This is a genomic window from Paenibacillus sp. BK033 (genome assembly GCF_004345425.1).
Taxonomy (GTDB): Bacteria; Bacillota; Bacilli; order Paenibacillales; family Paenibacillaceae; genus Pristimantibacillus.
In genome coordinates this window covers 922,115-941,525 of record NZ_SLVP01000001.1, presented here as the reverse complement: position 1 = coordinate 941,525, position 19,411 = coordinate 922,115, and the positions used below count along the sequence as shown (strand labels likewise).

Annotated in this window: 15 protein-coding genes; 8 read left to right on the top strand and 7 right to left on the bottom strand. The window is 52.2% G+C overall.

The features are described from left to right. Window positions 1–57 precede the first annotated feature (57 nt). Window positions 58–546, top strand: a complete 489-nt coding sequence (locus EV294_RS04060; RefSeq protein ID WP_243711559.1) for a C40 family peptidase — start codon at window positions 58–60, stop codon at window positions 544–546. Between the two features lie 107 nt (window positions 547–653). Next, entirely contained in the window at window positions 654–1,157 is a 504-nt protein-coding gene (locus EV294_RS04055) for a GNAT family N-acetyltransferase (RefSeq protein ID WP_132304046.1), read from the top strand. Between the two features lie 118 nt (window positions 1,158–1,275). Here EV294_RS04055 and EV294_RS04050 read toward each other — a convergent pair whose 3' ends face one another. Next, window positions 1,276–2,205 carry a manganese-dependent inorganic pyrophosphatase gene (locus tag EV294_RS04050; RefSeq protein WP_132304044.1) on the bottom strand — a complete coding sequence of 310 codons (930 nt, stop codon included), beginning with the start codon at window positions 2,203–2,205 and terminating at the stop codon, window positions 1,276–1,278. Window positions 2,206–2,419: 214 nt separating this feature from the next. Here EV294_RS04050 and EV294_RS04045 point away from each other — a divergent pair, with 214 nt between their 5' ends. The 3 genes from EV294_RS04045 (at window position 2,420) to EV294_RS04035 (ending at window position 5,120) form a co-directional block, all read left to right on the top strand. Continuing rightward, complete coding sequence (locus EV294_RS04045; protein WP_132304042.1) at window positions 2,420–3,196, top strand: Cof-type HAD-IIB family hydrolase; 777 nt, start codon at window positions 2,420–2,422, stop codon at window positions 3,194–3,196. A 331-nt stretch (window positions 3,197–3,527) separates the two neighbouring features. Then, window positions 3,528–4,415: a VOC family protein gene (locus tag EV294_RS04040; protein WP_132304040.1), complete on the top strand. Its 888-nt coding sequence runs from the start codon at window positions 3,528–3,530 to the stop codon at window positions 4,413–4,415. A 12-nt stretch (window positions 4,416–4,427) separates the two neighbouring features. Continuing rightward, window positions 4,428–5,120, top strand: a complete 693-nt coding sequence (locus EV294_RS04035; protein WP_132304038.1) for a metal-dependent hydrolase — start codon at window positions 4,428–4,430, stop codon at window positions 5,118–5,120. Between the two features lie 328 nt (window positions 5,121–5,448). Here EV294_RS04035 and EV294_RS04030 read toward each other — a convergent pair whose 3' ends face one another. Then, on the bottom strand, window positions 5,449–7,116 hold the full coding sequence (locus EV294_RS04030; protein ID WP_132304036.1) for an ABC1 kinase family protein: 1,668 nt from the start codon (window positions 7,114–7,116) through the stop codon (window positions 5,449–5,451). A gap of 14 nt (window positions 7,117–7,130) precedes the next feature. Next, the gene (locus EV294_RS04025; RefSeq protein WP_132304034.1) at window positions 7,131–7,430 is read right to left on the bottom strand and encodes a phasin family protein; all 300 of its coding nucleotides are present in this window, start codon (window positions 7,428–7,430) and stop codon (window positions 7,131–7,133) included. Window positions 7,431–7,625: 195 nt separating this feature from the next. On the opposite strand from EV294_RS04025, the gene EV294_RS04020 reads away from it, so the two are divergent. Together EV294_RS04020 and fabV are read left to right on the top strand one after the other, a co-directional pair. Continuing rightward, a complete protein-coding gene (locus EV294_RS04020) occupies window positions 7,626–7,832 on the top strand; it encodes an alpha/beta-type small acid-soluble spore protein (RefSeq protein WP_132304032.1) in 207 nt (68 codons plus the stop codon). A gap of 194 nt (window positions 7,833–8,026) precedes the next feature. Next, window positions 8,027–9,217 (top strand): enoyl-ACP reductase FabV, encoded by a 1,191-nt coding sequence (gene fabV / locus EV294_RS04015; protein WP_132304030.1) that lies wholly within the window; start codon window positions 8,027–8,029, stop codon window positions 9,215–9,217. Between the two features lie 327 nt (window positions 9,218–9,544). Here the strand turns inward: fabV and EV294_RS04010 are convergent, their stop codons facing one another. Continuing rightward, the gene (locus EV294_RS04010; RefSeq protein ID WP_132304028.1) at window positions 9,545–10,564 is read right to left on the bottom strand and encodes an LLM class flavin-dependent oxidoreductase; all 1,020 of its coding nucleotides are present in this window, start codon (window positions 10,562–10,564) and stop codon (window positions 9,545–9,547) included. 270 nt (window positions 10,565–10,834) lie between these two features. Here EV294_RS04010 and acnA point away from each other — a divergent pair, with 270 nt between their 5' ends. Next, on the top strand, window positions 10,835–13,543 hold the full coding sequence (gene acnA / locus EV294_RS04005; protein ID WP_132304026.1) for an aconitate hydratase AcnA: 2,709 nt from the start codon (window positions 10,835–10,837) through the stop codon (window positions 13,541–13,543). 48 nt (window positions 13,544–13,591) lie between these two features. Here acnA and EV294_RS30875 read toward each other — a convergent pair whose 3' ends face one another. The 3 genes from EV294_RS30875 to aroC form a co-directional block, all read right to left on the bottom strand. After that, window positions 13,592–17,272, bottom strand: coding sequence for a rhamnogalacturonan lyase family protein (locus EV294_RS30875; protein ID WP_132304024.1), 3,681 nt, complete (start codon window positions 17,270–17,272; stop codon window positions 13,592–13,594). Window positions 17,273–17,540: 268 nt separating this feature from the next. Next, window positions 17,541–18,230, bottom strand: coding sequence for a TerC family protein (locus tag EV294_RS03995; RefSeq protein WP_481856029.1), 690 nt, complete (start codon window positions 18,228–18,230; stop codon window positions 17,541–17,543). Window positions 18,231–18,332: 102 nt separating this feature from the next. Beyond that, window positions 18,333–19,388 carry a chorismate synthase gene (gene aroC / locus EV294_RS03990; RefSeq protein WP_132304022.1) on the bottom strand — a complete coding sequence of 352 codons (1,056 nt, stop codon included), beginning with the start codon at window positions 19,386–19,388 and terminating at the stop codon, window positions 18,333–18,335. Between the last annotated feature and the right edge of the window lie 23 nt (window positions 19,389–19,411).

Below are 19,411 nucleotides of genomic sequence, written 5' to 3'. Positions count from 1 at the left end.
GCGAAAGATGGAATCTATATTCGAATGAACTTCCAAGCGAAAGGAAACCATACTACCATGAAAAACACATTCAAGTCCCTCAAAAAATTAATGACATTTAGCCTGGTTGCAACAATCGCTGCATCGGCCTTCACTCTTGCCACTACAACAAATCATGCAAACGCTGCAACGGAGAAAACGCTGGCATTGATCAGCGAAGGTAAAAATTACTTAGGCGTGCCTTACAAATACGGCGCTCCAGTCGGAATTACATATGCCTTTGACTGCTCGTCCTTTACGAAATTCATGTTTGCAGGCCTTGACGTTAACCTGCCACGCACAGCGGCCGAGCAAGCAACGGTCGGCAAAAAAGTTCCAAAGACGGAATTAAGCACGGGCGATCTTGTATTCTTCCGCACAAACGGCATCAGCATCAGCCACGTGGCGATTTATGCCGGCTCCAAAAAAATTCTTCACAGCTCCACAAGCCAAGGCGTTACCGTATCCGACATGACCAGCTCTTACTGGTCCAACAAATACGTAACCGCACGCCGTGTCGTTAACTAACTGAACTTTAAAAATGGTTGAGCCTAAAGCTCAGCCATTTTTTTATTGGCATGGCGAAGGAATGCTCCCCTCCTCATGGAATTTCAATCAATAGTGGAGGTGTCATAGTGGACATTAGAATTTTAACCGAAGCCGATGTTGAAGCCTATCATGAGCTTCGTCTGCAGTCCCTGCTTGAAAGTCCCGAAGCGTTCCTGACCACCTACGAAATTCAGGTCGTAAGATCGCTTACCGAGATCGCAAGCGGGCTGAAGCCGGATGAAGGACGCTTCACGTTAGGCGCGTTTCTAGAGGGCAAGCTGGTAGGTATGGTTACTTTTGTAAGAGAGAGTAAACCAAAGATCCTTCATAAAGGGAATGTCTACGCGATGTATGTCGCACCGGAGGCACGCGGTCAAGGGACTGGCAAGCGCCTGATGATGGAGCTGATTCATAAAGCCGTAAAGCTGGATGGACTCGAGCAGATTAATCTGACCGTTATTTCGAAAAATGCGGCGGCCAAAGCGCTTTATGCCAGCTGCGGTTTTGAGGTGTTCGGCATTGAACGGAATGCCATGAAAGCGCAGGATCAATATTGGGATGAAGAAAATATGGTGCTGAGGCTGAAGTAGCGGCGACGGCAGCAAGAAGAAACAAAGAGGTTGTTCCACTAGGGACAACCTCTTTCTTCTATTATATTGCGTATTACTTGCTCAGCGTTTCGGTTAGAACCAGAAACGATTCGCTGCATTACTTGCTCAGCGTTTCGGTTAGAACCGGAACGATTTGCGATTTGCGAGATACAACGCCTTTCAGAAGTGCTTTGTTGCCTTCCAGGGTAACGTTGTAAGCCTGCTCGACAGCGCTCGCTTTTGCACCCAGCGTCAGAGCGATGGAATCGCTGTTCAGGATGTCGGTAACAACGAATACGAACAGGTCCAGACCTTTTTTCGCGATCGTTTCGTTGATTGCTGCTTCCAGATCCGCTTGACGCACCAGAACGTCGTTAGTATCCACCGCGTTAACCTGAGCGATTTCAACTTTCGCGCTGCCCATCGAGAATTCTTTCGCGTCAAGCGACAGAAGCTGCTCGATTGTTTTATCGCGGAGATCGGCGCCGGCTTTCAGCATTTCCAGACCGTAAGCTTCAGCGTCAACGCCGGCGATTTCAGCCAGCTCGCGGGCTGCCGCGACGTCTTGCTCCGTGCAAGTAGGCGATTTGAACAGAAGGGAGTCAGAGATGATAGCGGACAGCATCAGGCCAGCGGCTTCTTTGCTGATCGCAACGCCGTTTTCTTTGTACAGCTTGTTCAGGATTGTCGCTGTGCAGCCTACAGGCTCGGCACGGAAGTACAGGGGAGCCGCGGTTTCGAAGTTAGCGATACGGTGGTGGTCGATAACTTCAACGACGCGAACTTGATCAATATCGGAAACGCTTTGCTGGCGCTCGTTATGGTCAACCAGAATAACGTTGTTTACTTCGCCTGCTACGGTCTCAACAAAACGCGGAGCTGCAGTCTTGAAATAGTCGAGAGCATATTGCGTTTCGCCGTTAACGTCGCCAAGGCGTACGGCTTCAACGTTAAAACCAAGTTTCGATTTCAGTTCGGCATAGGCAATCGCGGAGCAGATTGTGTCCGTATCCGGATTTTTGTGCCCGAAAATCAATGTTTTTTCCATTGCGTGCATTCTCCTTATTTCCCAATTATAGATACCCATCTGATTATATCGCATAATGCGCCTAACTCCTACTTCTTTGCGCCGATTCATTTAAAATGTTCACATTGCTCGGCGCGGTCTCCCAGCCTTTAAAGCTTGCCTAATCGCGGAATTCGGTGTTATAGTACGTCAATATATAGATGAAACCGCAAATAGGGATAGGAGAGGTTAGCTTATGCCATACAAAATTGCTTTCTTTGACATCGACGGCACATTATTGGATGAAGAAAAACAAATACCGCAGGATACGATCGATGCGATTCGCGACCTGCAGGCGAGCGGCGTTCCCGCTGTTATCGCAACGGGCAGAGCGCCATACTTTTTCGCTCCGATTGCCGAGCAGCTTGGCATTGATTCTTATGTCAGCCTGAATGGCGCGTATGTCGTATACAAAGGAGAAGCTATCTACCGGCGCCCTATTCCGCGGGAAGACGTGGAAACCCTGGTCAGCCATGCTTCCGCTCACAATCATACCCTTGTATTCGAAGGACATGATTCGTTCTACCGCAATACGGAATCCCACCCGCATGTGTTTAATTCCGTAGCATCGCTGCGCGTTGCGCAGCCGGGCTTTGATCCGGACTTCTGGCAGAAGGAAGACGTCTATCAGATTTTCCTGCATTGCACCGCTGATGAAGAGCATCTATACGGCGAAGCCAATCCGGGACTCCGCTTTATCCGCTGGCACGAGACGGCAATGGACGTGCTTACGGTTGACGGCTCCAAGGCGCAAGGCATTAAGGCCTTGCTGAAGCTGCTCAACATCGCTCCGGAAGAAGCGGTTGCGTTCGGCGACGGTCTGAACGATAAAGAAATGCTCGAGGTTGTTGGCCTTGGCATTGCGATGGGCAACTCCCATGAAGAGCTTAAGCCATTCGCGAATTACATTACGACGCATGTAAGCGACAGCGGCATCCGCAACGGTCTCGTTCATGCCGGACTCATCAAATAAATAAATTCCGCCAAGCCCGCCATTGCGCGGGCTTTTATATTTAGCGCCGCATGATAGCGGACGCTCCCCCCCGCTTAACGCCCCTCCAGCCTCCCCAAACCTCGCTGTAACAAGATTTTCCCTCTTATTCGGCGGTCTTCCCCAACCGGATCAAGCACGGCCGCGTATCTTATTCGCGATTTTATTCCACACTAACACAGGTACATAAGCTGCCTCCGGCGCACCTACCCCTCGACCGTATCCTGGTTTTCATTAACTCATAACTTGACAACACTAAATATATTATTTATATTTATTTACAAAAAGTAACTAGGCGAAGGGGGGCTACATCATGTCCACAAGCATCCATCCGGATACCGTTCTTGGCGCTGTAAAGCTCAAGATCAGCAATCTGGCGCAATCTCTCGGCTTCTACACCGAGGTTATTGGCCTGCGAATTCTGGAGCAGGCGAGCACGACTGCCGCGTTAACGGCTGATGGCAAGACAGCTCTCGTTCTGCTTGAGCAAATACCGGATGCCGTCGTGGCGCCTGAGCGCAGAGGAACAACCGGGTTGTACCACTATGCCCTGCTGCTCCCAAATCGCAAGGAGCTTGGCCTCGTCCTTAAGCGGTTGCTCGCTCACCGCATCCCGCTTGGTCAAGCCGACCACCTGGTCAGCGAAGCGCTGTACCTATCCGATCCCGACCACAATGGAATCGAGATTTATGCCGACCGTCCAAGATCCGAATGGAAGCGCGACGCTAACGGAGATTACGTAATGGCAACCGATCCTATCGACTGGGAAGGTCTATTGCAGGAAGCCGGCGAAGAAGATATAGCGAAAGGTTTGCCGCCTGAAACCGTCATGGGCCATGTTCACCTTCACACGGTGGGCATTCCGGAATCGAGAGCCTTCTACAACGGTCTGCTAGGCTTTGATACTGTCGGCGATTATGCCCAGATGCGTGCGCTGTTCGTGTCTGCAGGAGGCTACCATCACCATATCGGGCTCAACGTATGGGCTGGCATCGGAGCTCCCGCCCCGTCCCCTCAATCAACCGGACTAGACTATTTCACGATCGTGTATCCCGATTCCGGCGAACTGTCGTCGGTTCTTGAACGGCTTCTTGCCGCGGGCATTTCCGTTGAAGAGCAGGAAGGCGCTGCCTTCGTCACCGATCCATCCAGCGTACGCGTTAAACTTACCACGAGACTTGTCCAACAAAACAACCATTAAGGAGCTGCTACAATGACTGATATTATTTTTCACGGCCATTCCTGTGTCCAAATTACTTCCGGCGAAAACTCGCTTGTAATCGATCCGTTCCTTCGAGGCAACGAGCTTGCCGTAACGAAGCCGGAAGACATTAAGGTCAACACGGTCCTGCTGACGCATGCCCATATGGATCATATCCTGGATGCGGAGCCTATCGCCCGCGCGAACAAAGCGCCCGTTGTTGCGAACGTCGAGCTTGCCACCTACATGTCCTGGAAAGGCCTTGAGACGATTGGCATGAACATCGGCGGAACGGTCGACCTTGGCTTTGCCAAAGCCAAAATGATTCAAGCCTTCCACAGCTCGGGCATTACAATCGCGGAGGAGCAGCGCATTATTTATGGCGGCATGCCGGGCGGCTACATCATTACCGTAGACGGCAAAACGATTCTCCATGCCGGCGATACAGCGTTGTATGGCGACATGAAAATGATCGGCGACCGCCATAACATTGACGTTGCCCTTATCCCAATCGGCGACCATTTCACGATGGGCCCCGAAGATGCCCTTCAAGCGGCCGAGTGGTTCGGCGCCAAGCTGACAATCCCGGTTCATTACAATTCCTTCCCGATTATCCGCCAGGATGCGGAAGCCTTCGTTCAGGCTTTGGAAGCAAAAGGACTGAAAGGCCAGCTCCTCGAGCCCGGCCAGAAGCTGTCCATCTAATATACGGCAATAGGCCAGCCGCCGGATGGCTTCTAGGCGGCGGTTTCGGCGGCATGGGCATGGGCAACCAGCCTATGCAGGATAACTCTAAAGAAGCCATTACGGCCGGCATCGCAATCCTTGTCTTGCTTCTGGCTTGTCTGTTCATCAATTATTTCAACCGCAGAAGAGTATAATCTTTTCTCAAAAGCAAAGGAGCAGGGAATCCCCCCTGCTCCTTTTTATGCTTTGCCACGCACTTTACCCTCCTTTAAAAATTGTTAAAGGTAAGGGCTGACAACAGCGGCTGGAAGGAGATACATTCCGTTATTCCTAATCAATAAATAATCTACCGACTCCGTATGATAGCAACAATTAACCACACAAACAGAATCGAAGCAATCCCGAATCCGATCTCAATCGCCGGAATATCCCACAGCAGCGTGCTTTGATGCCCCATTGATGAGCCGATAATGAGGCCCACCATAATAATGCTGAACGAGAGCAGCACAATGCTGAGGCTGAGCCGGTTGCTGATCTGATCCAGCTTTTTCAGCACGGCATTTAGCTCCGGAATGGCAAGATCAAGCCCCAGCCGGCCCCTTCGCATCATATTGAGCACGCTGCGCAGGCTTAGGGGAACATCCGAGAGCAGCTCCAGATAGTCCGGAATATCATCCAACCATTTGCGAGCGATCCGCCGCGGATCCAGCTTCTCGATGACCAGCTTCCGGCCAAACGGCTCGGCCACGTCAAACACGCTGAAGTCCGGGTCAAGCGCCGTCACTACCCCTTCCAGGGTGAGAAACGTTTTTCCTAGCAAGGTAAGCTCGGACGGAATTCGTATTCCATGGCGGAAAGCAAGCGCGAACAGCTCATTCACCGACTCCCCGATTTTGACCTGGCTAAGGGGAACCTTGTAATATTTGTCCCTCATTTCGTCCACGTCAGCCCGGAGTGCCTTCCTGTCCGTATGGTCGGGAATAAAGCCCATTCCGTTAATCGCCCGGATGATTGTACTTGTGCTTTGATTGCGCAAACCGATGACAAAGGTAGCGAAATGCTGCTTCATGTCCGGTGTAAGCCGTCCAACCATCCCGAAATCAAGAAAAGCCAGATTCCCGTCAGGCAAAGCCAGCACATTACCCGGGTGCGGATCCCCATGGAAAAAGCCGTCCACCAGCACCTGGTGAAAGATCGCTTTGGAATACCGCTCCGCCAGCTTTTTATGGTCATAGCCACCCTGCTCGAGACGCTCGCTGTCGGATAGCTTGATGCCTTCCACATAATCCATCGTCAGAACCAGTTTGCTTGAATACTCCCAATAGACGGCAGGAATAATGATACCGTCAAGCCTGCTGCTCTGGGCCGAGAAGCGCTCCGCGTTCCGCGCCTCCAGCCCGTAATCGAGCTCTGCGCGAAGCGCCCGGGCAATCTCATCGATCATGTCGCGGACCCGGTAGCTGCGGGCCCATTCCAGGCGATGCTCCGCTACCCTCGCCAGCTCCGACAGGATATCGAGATCCGTCTCGATGACCTTTTGAATATGCGGGCGCTGCACTTTGACCGCTACTACCGTACCGTCGGCCAGCTTGGCCCTGTACACCTGCCCAATCGACGCGGAAGCCAGCGGCTCTTCGCTGAATTCGGCAAATAATTGCTCGAGCGGCGAACCCAGCTCATCTTCAATAATATGTACGGCTTCCAAATACGAAAAAGGCTGAACATGATCCTGCAGCTGCTCCAGCTCCGCAATAATGCCGGCAGGAATCAGGTCGGGACGTATGCTCGCCATTTGGCCAAGCTTAACGAAGGTTGGACCAAGCTCCTCCAGAATCATGCGAAGCCGTTCTCCGACTCCGCGTTTGCGAATGCCCTGCCTTTCACCGCCGCGCAGCACAAGTCCCGTATCCGGCAGTCCCAAATCCTTAGCGATATACCCGAAGCCGTTTCGGACAAAAGCAATCGCGATCTCCCGATAACGCTGCAAGTGACGGAATTTTGATCTCACGCTCATACATCCGCCTCAGATCAGTCCACTGGTGTTTCTTTATGCTCCAGCGCCTTTACCCGCTGCTCCAGCTGCTCGTATTGCTCTCTTGTTACGTATTTTTCGCCAATGATGGATTGAACGCGTTCGCGGATCATTTCTTCGATTTTATTGCGTGTTTCCTCGCCTTTTTTCAGCAGTTCATCGACATAGACGGATGATTCGGCTTTGGTGATTTCGCCTTTTCTCACCCATTCCTCCGCCAGCTTCTCTACTTGCTCCTTGCTTGTCACCGCAAACCCCAGTCCAAACGATACGGCTCTTCCGAACAAATCCTTCATCTGTATCACATCTCCTACAGTATGGAATATATCCAGTTTATGCAACTTGGCCGGATTACAGTCATTGCCCTGTATAAACCATTCCTGCGAAGGTAAAGAATGGAGGAATTTACGGATAATTCTTACTTTTGCATCGCATAATAACAAAAATAAACAAACGTCTAATTCCGACCATTTTTTAGGAGGCATGATCGAATGGCTAACCGCAAATCCTTATTGGTTCCGAATGCACGAGCAGCGCTTGAACAGCTAAAGTTCGAGATCGCGCAAGAGCTTGGCATCCAGCTTCCCGCTGACGGTTACTACGGCAATATGACTACTCGGGATATGGGATCTATTGGCGGAACGATTACCAAACGCTTGATTCAAATGGCAGAGCAGCAAATCGCCGGCCGATACTAGATAGCCGTTCATTACTTACACGCACAGGGCTGAACCCGCAGCATTCGCTGTTTCAACGGGTTTAGCCCCGTTTTTTATGATTTCCTTTGTGCGTGAACTTCCCTTTAGAGCTAAAAATCGGTAAAATGAGAAATGGCTTGTCTTATTGGACTGAATCTATAATTATGATTTTAAGGAAGAAAGGATTTTACCATATGATCATTAAACCGAAATCCCGCGGCTTTATTTGCACGACCGCCCATCCGGCTGGATGCGCGGAGCAAGTTAACCGCCAAGTGGAATACGTACAGTCTCAACCGAAATTAAAAGGGCCTCGCAATGTGCTTGTTATCGGTGCGTCTACGGGTTACGGCCTTGCTTCCCGTATCGTTGCGGCGTTTGGCGCTGGCGCGAATACGATTGGTGTCTTTACCAGCAAAGGCGCGGAAGGCAACCGCACAGCAAAGCCAGGCTGGTACAACTCCGCTGCCTTCGAGAAAGCTGCCGCGGAAGCCGGCCTCAAATCGTTTAGCCTCACCGGCGATGCATTCTCCGACGAGACCAAAGCAAGAACAATCGATCTGATCCGCACCGAGCTTGGCTCCGTTGATCTGGTTGTCTACAGCGTTGCGGCTCCGCGCCGCGTTCATCCGAAGACCGGCGAAGTGTTCAATTCGGTGATCAAACCGATTGGTCAATCGTATTCGAACAAAACCGTTAACTTCCATAACGGCGTTGTATCCGAAGCTACGATTGAGCCGGCTACGGAAGAAGAAATCAGCCAGACGGTTACCGTTATGGGCGGAGAAGACTGGCAAATGTGGATTGATGATCTGCAGGCGGCGGGCGTTCTGGCTGAAGGCGCCACTACGATTGCTTACTCGTACATCGGCCCGGAAATTACGCATGCGGTTTACCGTGACGGTACCATCGGCCGTGCCAAAAACGATCTGGAAGCTACGGCGCATAACCTGACCGAGCAGCTGTCCTCTACGGGCGGACGCGCTTATGTAGCCGTTGCCAAAGCACTCGTTACGCAATCCAGCTCCGCCATTCCGGTCGTGCCGCTGTATATCTCCGCGCTCTTCAAAGTGATGAAGGAGAAAGGCATTCACGAGGGCTGCATCGAGCAAATGTACCGCATGTTCGCTACCCGCCTGTATGTTGACGGCCCTACGCCGGTTGACGAAAAAGGCCTCATCCGCATGGATGACTGGGAGATGCGGGAAGACGTGCAAGCTGCCGTAGACAAGCTGTGGAGCGAAATTACCTCGGAAAATGTTTACGAGCTTTCCGATCTTGAAGGCTACCGCCGCGAATTCTTCCAGCTGTTCGGCTTCGAGACCGACGGAATCGACTACGAAGCAGACACGAATCCGGAAGTTGATGTTCCCAACCTCCGTTAGACGATAATAGAAAAGCAGCAGCAGGCTAATCTGCTGCTGCTTTTCTGTTTGGGGGAAGCTTTATTTTGTTACCTGTCCTTACGATGCGGTGCAGCATTAAGCCCCCGCCTGCTGGCCCTTTTGCGCCTGTTTCACCATTTCCCGCTTCTTAACGATGCGCCACATCGTTAAGACCACCAGCATCGCCCTTTCGCATGCCTTAACGATGCCGTACATCGTTAAGCCCCCGCATATTGCCTATTTTACGCCTATTCCAAGCCTTTTCCCGCTTCTTAACGATGCGGCAAAGCACAAAAAAAGAGCAGCCCAGAAGGCTGCTCTCACCGCTTATTCCTTGCTTCCGATTAACCCGAGCTGAGCAATCAGCTCGTAGGATTTCAGCCGCTCCTGATGATCGTAAATCGCGCAGTTAATGATCACTTCATCCGCATCGGTCTGCTCGATAAACGCGTTCAGCTTTGCTTCAACCGTCTGCGGACTGCCTTTGATCGCCGTGCGAAGCTGATTGCGCACGGCCGTAAGCTCATACGGATTCGCGAAGCCTTCCAGATCGGCCGGCGGCTGAATCTTTCTTGGCACGCCGCCGCGGATCAAATTCAGGAACTGCTGCTCGAGCGTTGTGCCAAGCCATTCCGCATGCTCGTCCGTATCGGCCGCGATGGCGTTTACGCCAACCATCGCGTACGGCTTATCCAGATAAGCCGACGGCTTGAAGCTGCTGCGGTAAATATCAAGCGCCGGCAGAGTAAAGTCCGGGGAGAAATGGCTCGCGAAGCCAAACGGCAAGCCTAGCTCGCCGGCCAGCCTTGCGCTGAAATCACTGGAGCCCAGCAGCCAGATCGGCACATCCAGGCCTTCGCCCGGCACCGCGCGTACCGCCTTTTCCGATTCCGGACCGCGGAAGTAGCCTCGGAGCTCCTCCAGCATCGCCGGGAAATTCTCCCCGCCGTGCAAGTCGCGGCGAAGCGCCATCATCGTCTGACGGTCACTGCCCGGCGCGCGGCCAAGCCCAAGATCAATGCGCCCAGGATACAATGACTCCAGCGTACCGAATTGCTCCGCGATCACAAGCGGCGCATGGTTCGGCAGCATAATGCCGCCGGAGCCGACGCGAATGGTCGATGTGCCGCCCGCAATATGCCCGATTACTAATGACGTCGCCGAGCTGGCAATTCCCGGCATGCTGTGATGCTCGGCTACCCAATAACGGGTATAGCCCCATTTTTCGGCATGCCGGGCAAGGTCGAGGCTGTTGCGCAAGGCATCCGAGGCCGTGGAGCCTTCGACAATCGGCGCAAGGTCCAATATAGACAGCTTGACGTTGCCAAGCTTTTTCGTTGTTGTCATGTCCAACTCTCCTTCTCATGAAGACATCATGTCCATTATAACGAAGTTCTATCGCAACTGCTATACAATAGTAAGTGACTAGGGAAAGCAATGATGCATTCCGCCGGCTGCCCGCTCGAAAAATCCGTGAATTTCCGCGATTGTCGGTCTGAATCTGCTTTACGAACCTCACATCTCGAGCTATAATAAAGACATAACGATTTTTGAAATAGAGTTTCACAGAATGAAACAACAAAATCGTCAACTTCATTCAAGGAGGAATACCCGAACATGGCAAATCAAGACCATTACTCCGTACGGTCCAGCCTGGAAGTCGGCGGCAAGTCCTACGCTTACTACAGCCTGCCGGAACTTGAAAAGCAAGGGCTCGGCGACATTTCCAAGCTTCCATTTTCAATCAAAGTATTGCTCGAAGGCGCTGTTCGTCAATTTGACGGCCGCGGCATCACGAAAGAGCATGTCAAACAACTCGCAGATTGGGCGGCTAACCGCGACGACAAAGAAATTCCTTTCATCCCATCCCGTATCGTACTGCAGGACTTGACTGGCGTACCAGTAGTCGTTGACCTTGCGGCAATGCGCGAAACGGTTAAAAAAGCAGGCGGCGACCCTAAAAAAATCAACCCGCTTGTACCTGTCGATCTCGTTATCGACCACTCCGTCATGGTTGATGCATTCGGTTCCCCGGACGCGCTTGAAATCAACCAACGCATCGAGTTCGAACGGAACGCTGAACGCTACCGGTTCTTCCGTTGGGCGCAAACAGCATTCGATAACTTCCGTGCGATTCCGCCGGATACAGGTATCGTTCACCAAGTAAACCTCGAGTATCTGGCCTCCGTTGCGGCTACAAAGACGGTTGACGGCGAAACTTTCGTATTCCCGGACTCCCTCGTTGGTACCGACTCCCACACAACCATGATCAACGGTCTTGGTATCGTTGGCTGGGGCGTTGGCGGTATCGAAGCGGAAGCCGGCATGCTTGGCCAACCGCTCTACTTCGTAACTCCTGAAGTTATCGGCTTCAAACTGACTGGCAGCCTGGCAGAAGGCGCTACGGCGACTGACCTTGCCCTGACCATCACGCAATTGCTTCGCAAAAAAGGCGTTGTCGGCAAATTCGTCGAGTTCTTCGGTTCCGGCTTGTCCAACATCAGCCTGTCTGACCGTGCAACGGTTGCGAACATGGCTCCTGAGTACGGCGCAACAATCGGCTTCTTCCCGGTTGATGCAACTACGCTCGACTACCTGCGCCAAACAGGCCGCACAGAAGAGCAAATCGCTCTTATTGAAGCTTACTACAAAGCTCAAGACATGTTCCGTACGGACGCTACGCCGGACCCTGTCTTCACTGAAGTGGTTGAACTCGACCTGTCGACTGTGGTTCCATCCCTTGCCGGTCCTAAACGTCCGCAAGACCGTATCGAGCTGACTTCGATGAAGGAAGCTTGGAACGAAATCGTTCGCAAGCCAGTGGACAAAGGCGGTTATGGCCTGACTGAGGAGAAAACGGAAGAAGTCGTTACAATCAACCACGCTAACGGCAAAGTAAGCGAGATGAAAGCTGGCGCAGTTGTACTCGCCGCGATCACTTCCTGCACAAACACTTCCAACCCTAGCGTAATGGTAGGCGCAGGCCTTGTAGCGAAGAAAGCTGTCGCTCGCGGTCTCGTGAAGCCTGAATACGTGAAGAGCTCGCTGACTCCAGGTTCCCTGGTTGTTACCGACTATCTCGTAAAAGCTGGCCTGCTCGAGTCCCTCGAAGCACTCGGCTTCCACGTTGCCGGTTACGGCTGTGCGACATGTATCGGTAACTCCGGTCCATTGCCGGACGACGTAAGCCAAGCGATCGCTGACAACGACATGACGGTAGCTGCCGTATTGTCCGGTAACCGTAACTTTGAAGGCCGTATCCACGCCCAAATCAAAGCGAACTACCTGGCATCGCCGCCGCTTGTTGTTGCTTACGCGCTGGCTGGTACAGTTAACATTGATTTCGCTAGCGAGCCAATCGGCTTCGATCCGCAAGGCGAACCTGTCTTCCTGAAAGACATCTGGCCAACAAACCAAGAGATCGCCGATGCCATCAGCGCATCCCTGACTCCTGAAATGTTCCAGGCGAAATACGAAAACGTATATACGCAAAACGAACGTTGGAACGCGATTCCGGTACCGGAAGGCGAACTGTACGAGTGGGATCCGAATTCGACTTACATCGCCAACCCTCCGTTCTTCGACAGCCTTGCTGACGGCATCCGCGACGTTGAAGACATCAAAGCAGCGAAAACTTTGCTTGCTCTTGGCGACTCGGTTACAACTGACCATATCTCGCCAGCAGGCAGCATCCGTCCAGATGCTCCAGCCGGTAAATACCTGATCGCTAACGGCGTTGAGAAGAAAGACTTCAACTCCTACGGCTCCCGCCGCGGTCATCACGAAGTTATGGTTCGCGGTACATTCGCGAACATCCGTATCCGCAATCACATCGCTCCTGGTACAGAAGGCGGCTTCTCGACTTACCAGCCTACAGGCGAAGTGACTTCCGTATATGAAGCTTCGATGAAATACCAAGCGGACAAAACAAACCTGGTTGTACTCGGCGGCAAAGAGTACGGTACAGGCAGCTCCCGTGACTGGGCAGCTAAAGGTACGTTCCTCCTCGGCGTTAAAGCCGTTATTACGGAGAGCTTCGAACGTATCCACCGTTCCAACCTGGTTGGCATGGGCGTACTTCCGCTCCAGTTCCAAGCTGGCCAAGGCTGGCAGGCACTTGGTCTGACTGGCTTCGAAACCTTCGATATCGTTGGTCTTTCGAACGATGTTCAGCCTGGCGATCTCGTTTCGGTTATCGCTACGAAAGAAGACGGCTCGACAGTCGAGTTCAAAGTTATCGTACGCCTCGACTCCCTCGTGGACGTTGACTACTACCGTAACGGCGGTATCCTGCAAACGGTTCTGCGTCAAATGATCAAGAACTAATTCCTTCTATAGCAAGAAAGGTGAGCCCCCGGGCTCACCTTTTTTATTTTATCCCCTATTGCTCGATTGATCGTGAGGGACCGTAACCGTAACGGATTTCTCCGCCGCGTTGCCCGCTTTGTCTTTTGCCGTGTACTTAATCGTATACGTTCGTCCATCCTTATTGCCGGACTTCTCTGCCCTCAATTTAAACGCCACGTCAAACGTACCAAATTCGGCGCCTTGAATATCTCCGTTCGTTCCTTCCGCAAGCTTCTCGTTGCTTGTAATGGAGGTTAATACGACCGAATCGATGCCTGACAAAAGGTCTGTGCCTTTCACTACCGCTGTTACGTCAACCAGCTTACGATTAGCCGGCCAGAGCTCTGATTTATCCAGAACGACATTCAGTTCAGGAGCTGTCTTATCAATCTGGATCTTCACCGTACGGGGAACTTCTGCATTCCCTTTACGATCTTCACTCCAATAGACAAGGGTATGGACACCTTCCTCCGTCACTTGAGCGGTAGTCCCCTTCTGTACATCTCCTCCGTCTAACGTGTAATAAGTCGCGTCAACGCCGGAAATAATGTCCTTCGCCGTTAAGGTTACCGTCACATTATGATTCATCCAGCCTGATGGCGCATTATCGGTTGTAGTTGGAGCCGTATTGTCCACGAGGTAAATGTTAGGAGCATCCGGCTTCTCCATTCCGTTCCCCAGGTAAAAGCTTGTATGCGGCGGCTGGTTATAGCCGGTGTTCTGCCAAGCTACGCCTAACCGGTATACCGGATCATGCATCAGCGTGCGGATCTTCTGATCCGTTACGTCCGTCGTTGTATAGATGCGAAGCGCACTGCTGTCTTCGGTTCTCACAACGACCTCTTCTCTCCAGTCGCCCAGCAGATCGGCTTGCAGAGACAGATTGCCTTTTGTTCCGTTATTGGAATACGTACCGGTAAACGTCTCTAACCGAATTAGCGAGTTATTCTCGTAATCCCATTTATCAATTCTCGGAACACCGTTGCCGGTTGCGGTATTCCAGTTATGATCCAGCAGTTCTCGGCTTAGGTCGCCGTCCCACCAGATCGCAAAGTTGGAGGTCGGGATTTGGGTAGAGATCTTGGTACCTTCCGAGTTAAACATAAAGCCGTTTAAGTTATTTTCCGTTGCGGCCGACTTTGTCGCGTCAATGGCCCAGGACTCTTCGCCCTCGTATCTTGGATCCACGTCCGCCGACAAGCCCCTGCCCGTATCCGCGCCAACCTGGGGCTGACCGTATAACGGCTCTCCCGTCCGCGCGTCAAGCATGGTAGCCGAATACGGAGCTCCCGTCTCCTCCTGCACCGTCCATAGCTCAAGTCCAAGATGGGAAGGATTCAGGTCCCCGAGATGCATAGCGTCGCCATGTCCCAGCTTCGTACTCCACAGTAAAGTTCCGTCATCATTAACCGCCGTGTTGCCGGTTACAATCTCATCCTTGCCGTCCGCATCGATATCCGCCACGCTCAGCTGATGGTTGCCTTGTCCGTAACCAGGATTCGGAGAATCAAACTTCCACAGCTTGCTTAGTTCCCCGTCTCTCCAGTTGTACGCTGCCAGCACCATCCGCGTGTAATACCCGCGCTGCAGAATCAGGCTTGGATGCACCCCGTCCAGATAGGCAATCGCTGCGCCAAACCGATCAATCCGGTTGCCGTACGTATCTCCCCAATCTCCGATATTGCCTCTTGGCGGATCATAATCCTCCGTTTCCAGCGCCTTGCCTGTCACGCCTTCAAAAATCGTGAAGAACTCCGGCCCGTCAAGCACATAACCGCCGGAATTGCGATAATCGGCATTAGCGTCGCCAATCACGTTTCCCATACCGTCAACCGTTCCGTCGGCAGTACGGGCTGCTACCTCCGCCTTGCCGTCTCCATCCAGGTCGTAGACCATCGGATGCAGGTAGTGGGCTCCTGAACGAATATTTGGACCCATGTCGATTCTCCACAAGCGTGTACCGTCCATTTTGTAAGCATCCAGATACGTATTGCCGGTAATGCCTGCTTGGGAGTTATCCTTGGAGTTGCTTGGATCCCATTTCAGCACGATTTCGTATTTGCCGTCCCCGTCCAGATCGCCTACGGATGCGTCATTCGCCCGATACGTGTAAGCTTCTCCCACGCTTGTTACGCCATCGGCAGGCTTGTCGAGCGCTACGCTCAAATAATTCGTATTCCAAGGCCGCACCGTTTCGGAAGGCTCTTGCTCCGTTCCGTTCACAACCGCCCGGATATAATAGGACGAATCTGCCGTTCCGGTTTCATCCACATAGTTCGTACTGGATTGAACCGGAGCGGAGCTGATTTTCACCCCGTCACGGTATACGTTAAAGCCGATATGATCCGGTTCAGTGCCAAGGAACCGCCAGGAGAGGAAGACATGGCCTTCCTGCTCGACGGCAACCAGACCACGATCCAAGTCCTCCATCTGCCGGGCCGGCAGCAGCTGCGGTGTGGCCGTCACGGTTACAGGAGTTGACTCTGTCAGTTCTTCTCCCTCGTAGGCATAAACCCCCTTGACGTGAAACGTATACTCCTTGCCATTATCCAGACCGCCAACGGAAGCGATATACGTTCCTTTCGGTACCGTTGCGGCCAGTGTTTCCGTACCGTCTTCCTTTACATTGTAGATGTTGGCTTCTTGGTAAGCCGGATCGACCGGAGCCTTCCAGCCAATCAGTACCTTTCCGTCATGGCCTTCCGCTGCCAAATGCGTAACATCGGGAGCCTTGTCCAATTTTTTGACATTAATTGTGTAAGTACGGGCTACATCCGTATATTGCTTGGAAGCAACCGTAATGCTTACGGGCGATGAAGCACCGTTAATCGGCACATCAACCGAGGAACCGCTTTCAACCGAAGAGTCGCCAACCTTCAACTGAACGCCTTCCGCATAACTCGCCGTTGGCGTTACGGTAAGGACGTTTGCGGAATAAGGCATATCGATGGAGTAGTTATCATTTGTCGGGTCAAAAGCAAAGGAAGGAGCATAATCGCCGGCTTTAAGCTGAACACTCGCCAAAGCCAGATCAAGCGCCGTTACTTTCATATTCGCCAGATTGTAGCGTCCTCCGCCCGCATTGGTGAAGAAGCCGATGCTGCTGATCCGTTCTCTGGCGCTGTAGAAATTTTCGCTTGAGTTAACCGTACTTCCTGTATTTAAGTCCTTGATCGATAAGGTGTATCTTTTCTGCGGGATATTATAAACGAACGTAAACCGGTACCAATGCGTCGTGTCATACGAGACGAGGGTTGGTCCGTTCTGCATTTTGATCACGCCGCCATCCATCACCATGCGGGTAACGGCTGCGTTTGTCGCATTGACCTTCCCTTCCATCACCCAGAAGGTTCCGCCTTTGCTCGTTGGCATATTGACGTCAAACTGCAGAATCATTCCTCCGGTCTGAGGCGTAAAGCGTTGTCCGAAATAAGAGGAGCCGGTCAGATCATGGCTGATTGAAGCGTATTGCTGATTGGTATCCGGATTGTTAACAACCTCGATGACCGGGGCCGTCCCTTCCTTTGTCCAGTTGTTACCGCTTCCAATTGTAAGCGCCCCAACAGGATAGGCAGAGAAATTTTCATCGACAACAGCCGTGTCTGCGGCTAGTACTGGAGTAATATGCAGCGGTAAGAGGAAGGTAGAGAGTAAGCATATAAGGAGAAGCTTTGCCAAAGGATTTTTGCGGCGTATGGCCTGCATCATTTTCAACCTCCAATTCATAGTAACAATCATAGGTAAAGATGGGGAATCCGTCTGCTCCTCCTTTCTTATCCTGTTGACTTGTACCTGTTACCTGAATATCACGGTATGCTTGTCTTGTTGAAATCCGAACCATGCCCATTGTAAGGGAACAACTGGTAAACCGCTATGCAAATATCCGACTTAAAGGTATAAATATCAGTGAACTCTTCTTTCGAAAAAACAAAAAACCGACGTTAGAGCTTGTCCGCTCCAACGTCGGTTTTTCCGCTTATTCGTGTGCCGCTTGCGGATGCTTCTTCTTCCATTCGTTCGTCCAAAGTCCCGCGCCAAGCACCGCAACAACCGCAATGGCGATCACGAGCCACTTGACGACCTGGTTTTCTTCGAACCAAGCCTTCCACGCCGGCTCATGGGTAATCATCTTTGATGCGGTATAGGCCAGCACGGCCGAGCCCGCGTAAATGATCCAAGGGAATTTGCTGAGCAGCTTGATAAACAAAGTGCTCCCCCAGACCACAATCGGAATACTGATAATCAGACCTATAATGACTAACAGCGTATGTCCCTGAGCGGCGCCCGCAACGGCAATGACGTTATCCAGCCCCATTGCCGCGTCCGCTACGATAATCGTCCACACGGAAGCCCAAAGCGTGTTTCCCGCCTTAATGTTCTCATGATCCTCTTCCTGCACAAGCAGCTTGTAAGCGATCCAGAGAAGAATGACGCCTCCGGCAACAAGCAGCCAAGGAATATTAAGCACATACACAACCAGCACGGTTGCAACGATCCGAAGCAGAATGGCTCCGCAGGTTCCGTAAAGGATAGCTTTCTTCTGCGTCTCCTTCGGGAGCCGTTTTGCCGCCATCCCAATCACAATCGCATTATCGCCGGCGAGAATAAGATCAATAAATACAATGGACAGTAGTGTGGTCAAAAATTCAAACGGCGTCAAGTCCAATGTCCAATTCCCCTTCTTTCTTGCATAATAAACAATAACATCAATTATTATAGTTTATTTTTCACGAGGGATGTAATATTTATTGATAAAATAAAATTAATGTTAATCATGCAAAGCCGTATGGCGTTTGTACAAGTCCTCCAGCACCATGCAAGCCATCGCTTCCACGACCGGCACAACGCGCGGGCAGATGCACGGATCGTGACGTCCAAGCGTTTGGATCGTATGCTCGTTGCCTTCTTCGTCAACCGTTTGCTGCGGAAGCGAGATCGACGACGTTGGTTTTACCGCGATACGGAAAACGATATCCTGACCCGTGCTAATGCCGCCAACGATCCCGCCGGCATTATTGGTCAAAAAGCCGTTTGCGTCCATCTCGTCGTTATGCTCGCTGCCGAACATGGTTGTTGCCGCGAATCCTGCGCCAAACTCGATGCCTTTAACCGCTCCGATGGACAGCATCGCTTTCGCAAGCTCCGCGTCCAGCTTGTCGAACGCCGGCTCGCCGATACCCGGCTTCACGCCGCGGATGATGCATTCCACCACGCCGCCGCAGCTGTTGCCCTTCGCCGCCAGATCCTCGACGAGCGTTACCATTCTTTCCGCTGCGTTTAGATCGGCTGCGCGCATCGGATTCTTCTCGATAACGGATTCGTCAAACGTCTCGCATTTAATGCCTCCCGCTTCTTTCGTGTAGGCTACGATGGAAACGCCGCGGCGTTCCAGAAGCTTGCGCGCGATAGCGCCTGCAGCCACGCGGCCCGCGGTTTCGCGGCCCGAAGCCCGGCCGCTTCCGCGGTGATCGCGATGGCCGTATTTTTGCACGTAAGTGAAATCGGCGTGACCCGGACGGAACAACCGGCGGTTCGCCTCGTAATCCTTGGATTTCATGTCGGTATTGTTCAGCATGACGGCCAAGGGAGCACCTGTTGTTTTGCCTTCGAAGACACCCGACAGAATGCGGATAATATCGTATTCCTTGCGCGGAGTCGTAACCGAGGATTGACCCGGCTTGCGGCGGTCCATCTGTATTTGAATATCCGCTTCCGTAAGCTCTACTCCCGGCGTAACGCCGTCAATAATAACGCCTACAGCCTCGCCGTGCGATTCGCCAAACGTGGTCATTTTGAAATGTGTGCCAAAGCTGCTTCCTGACATATGAAAAACCAACCTTTCTCTTT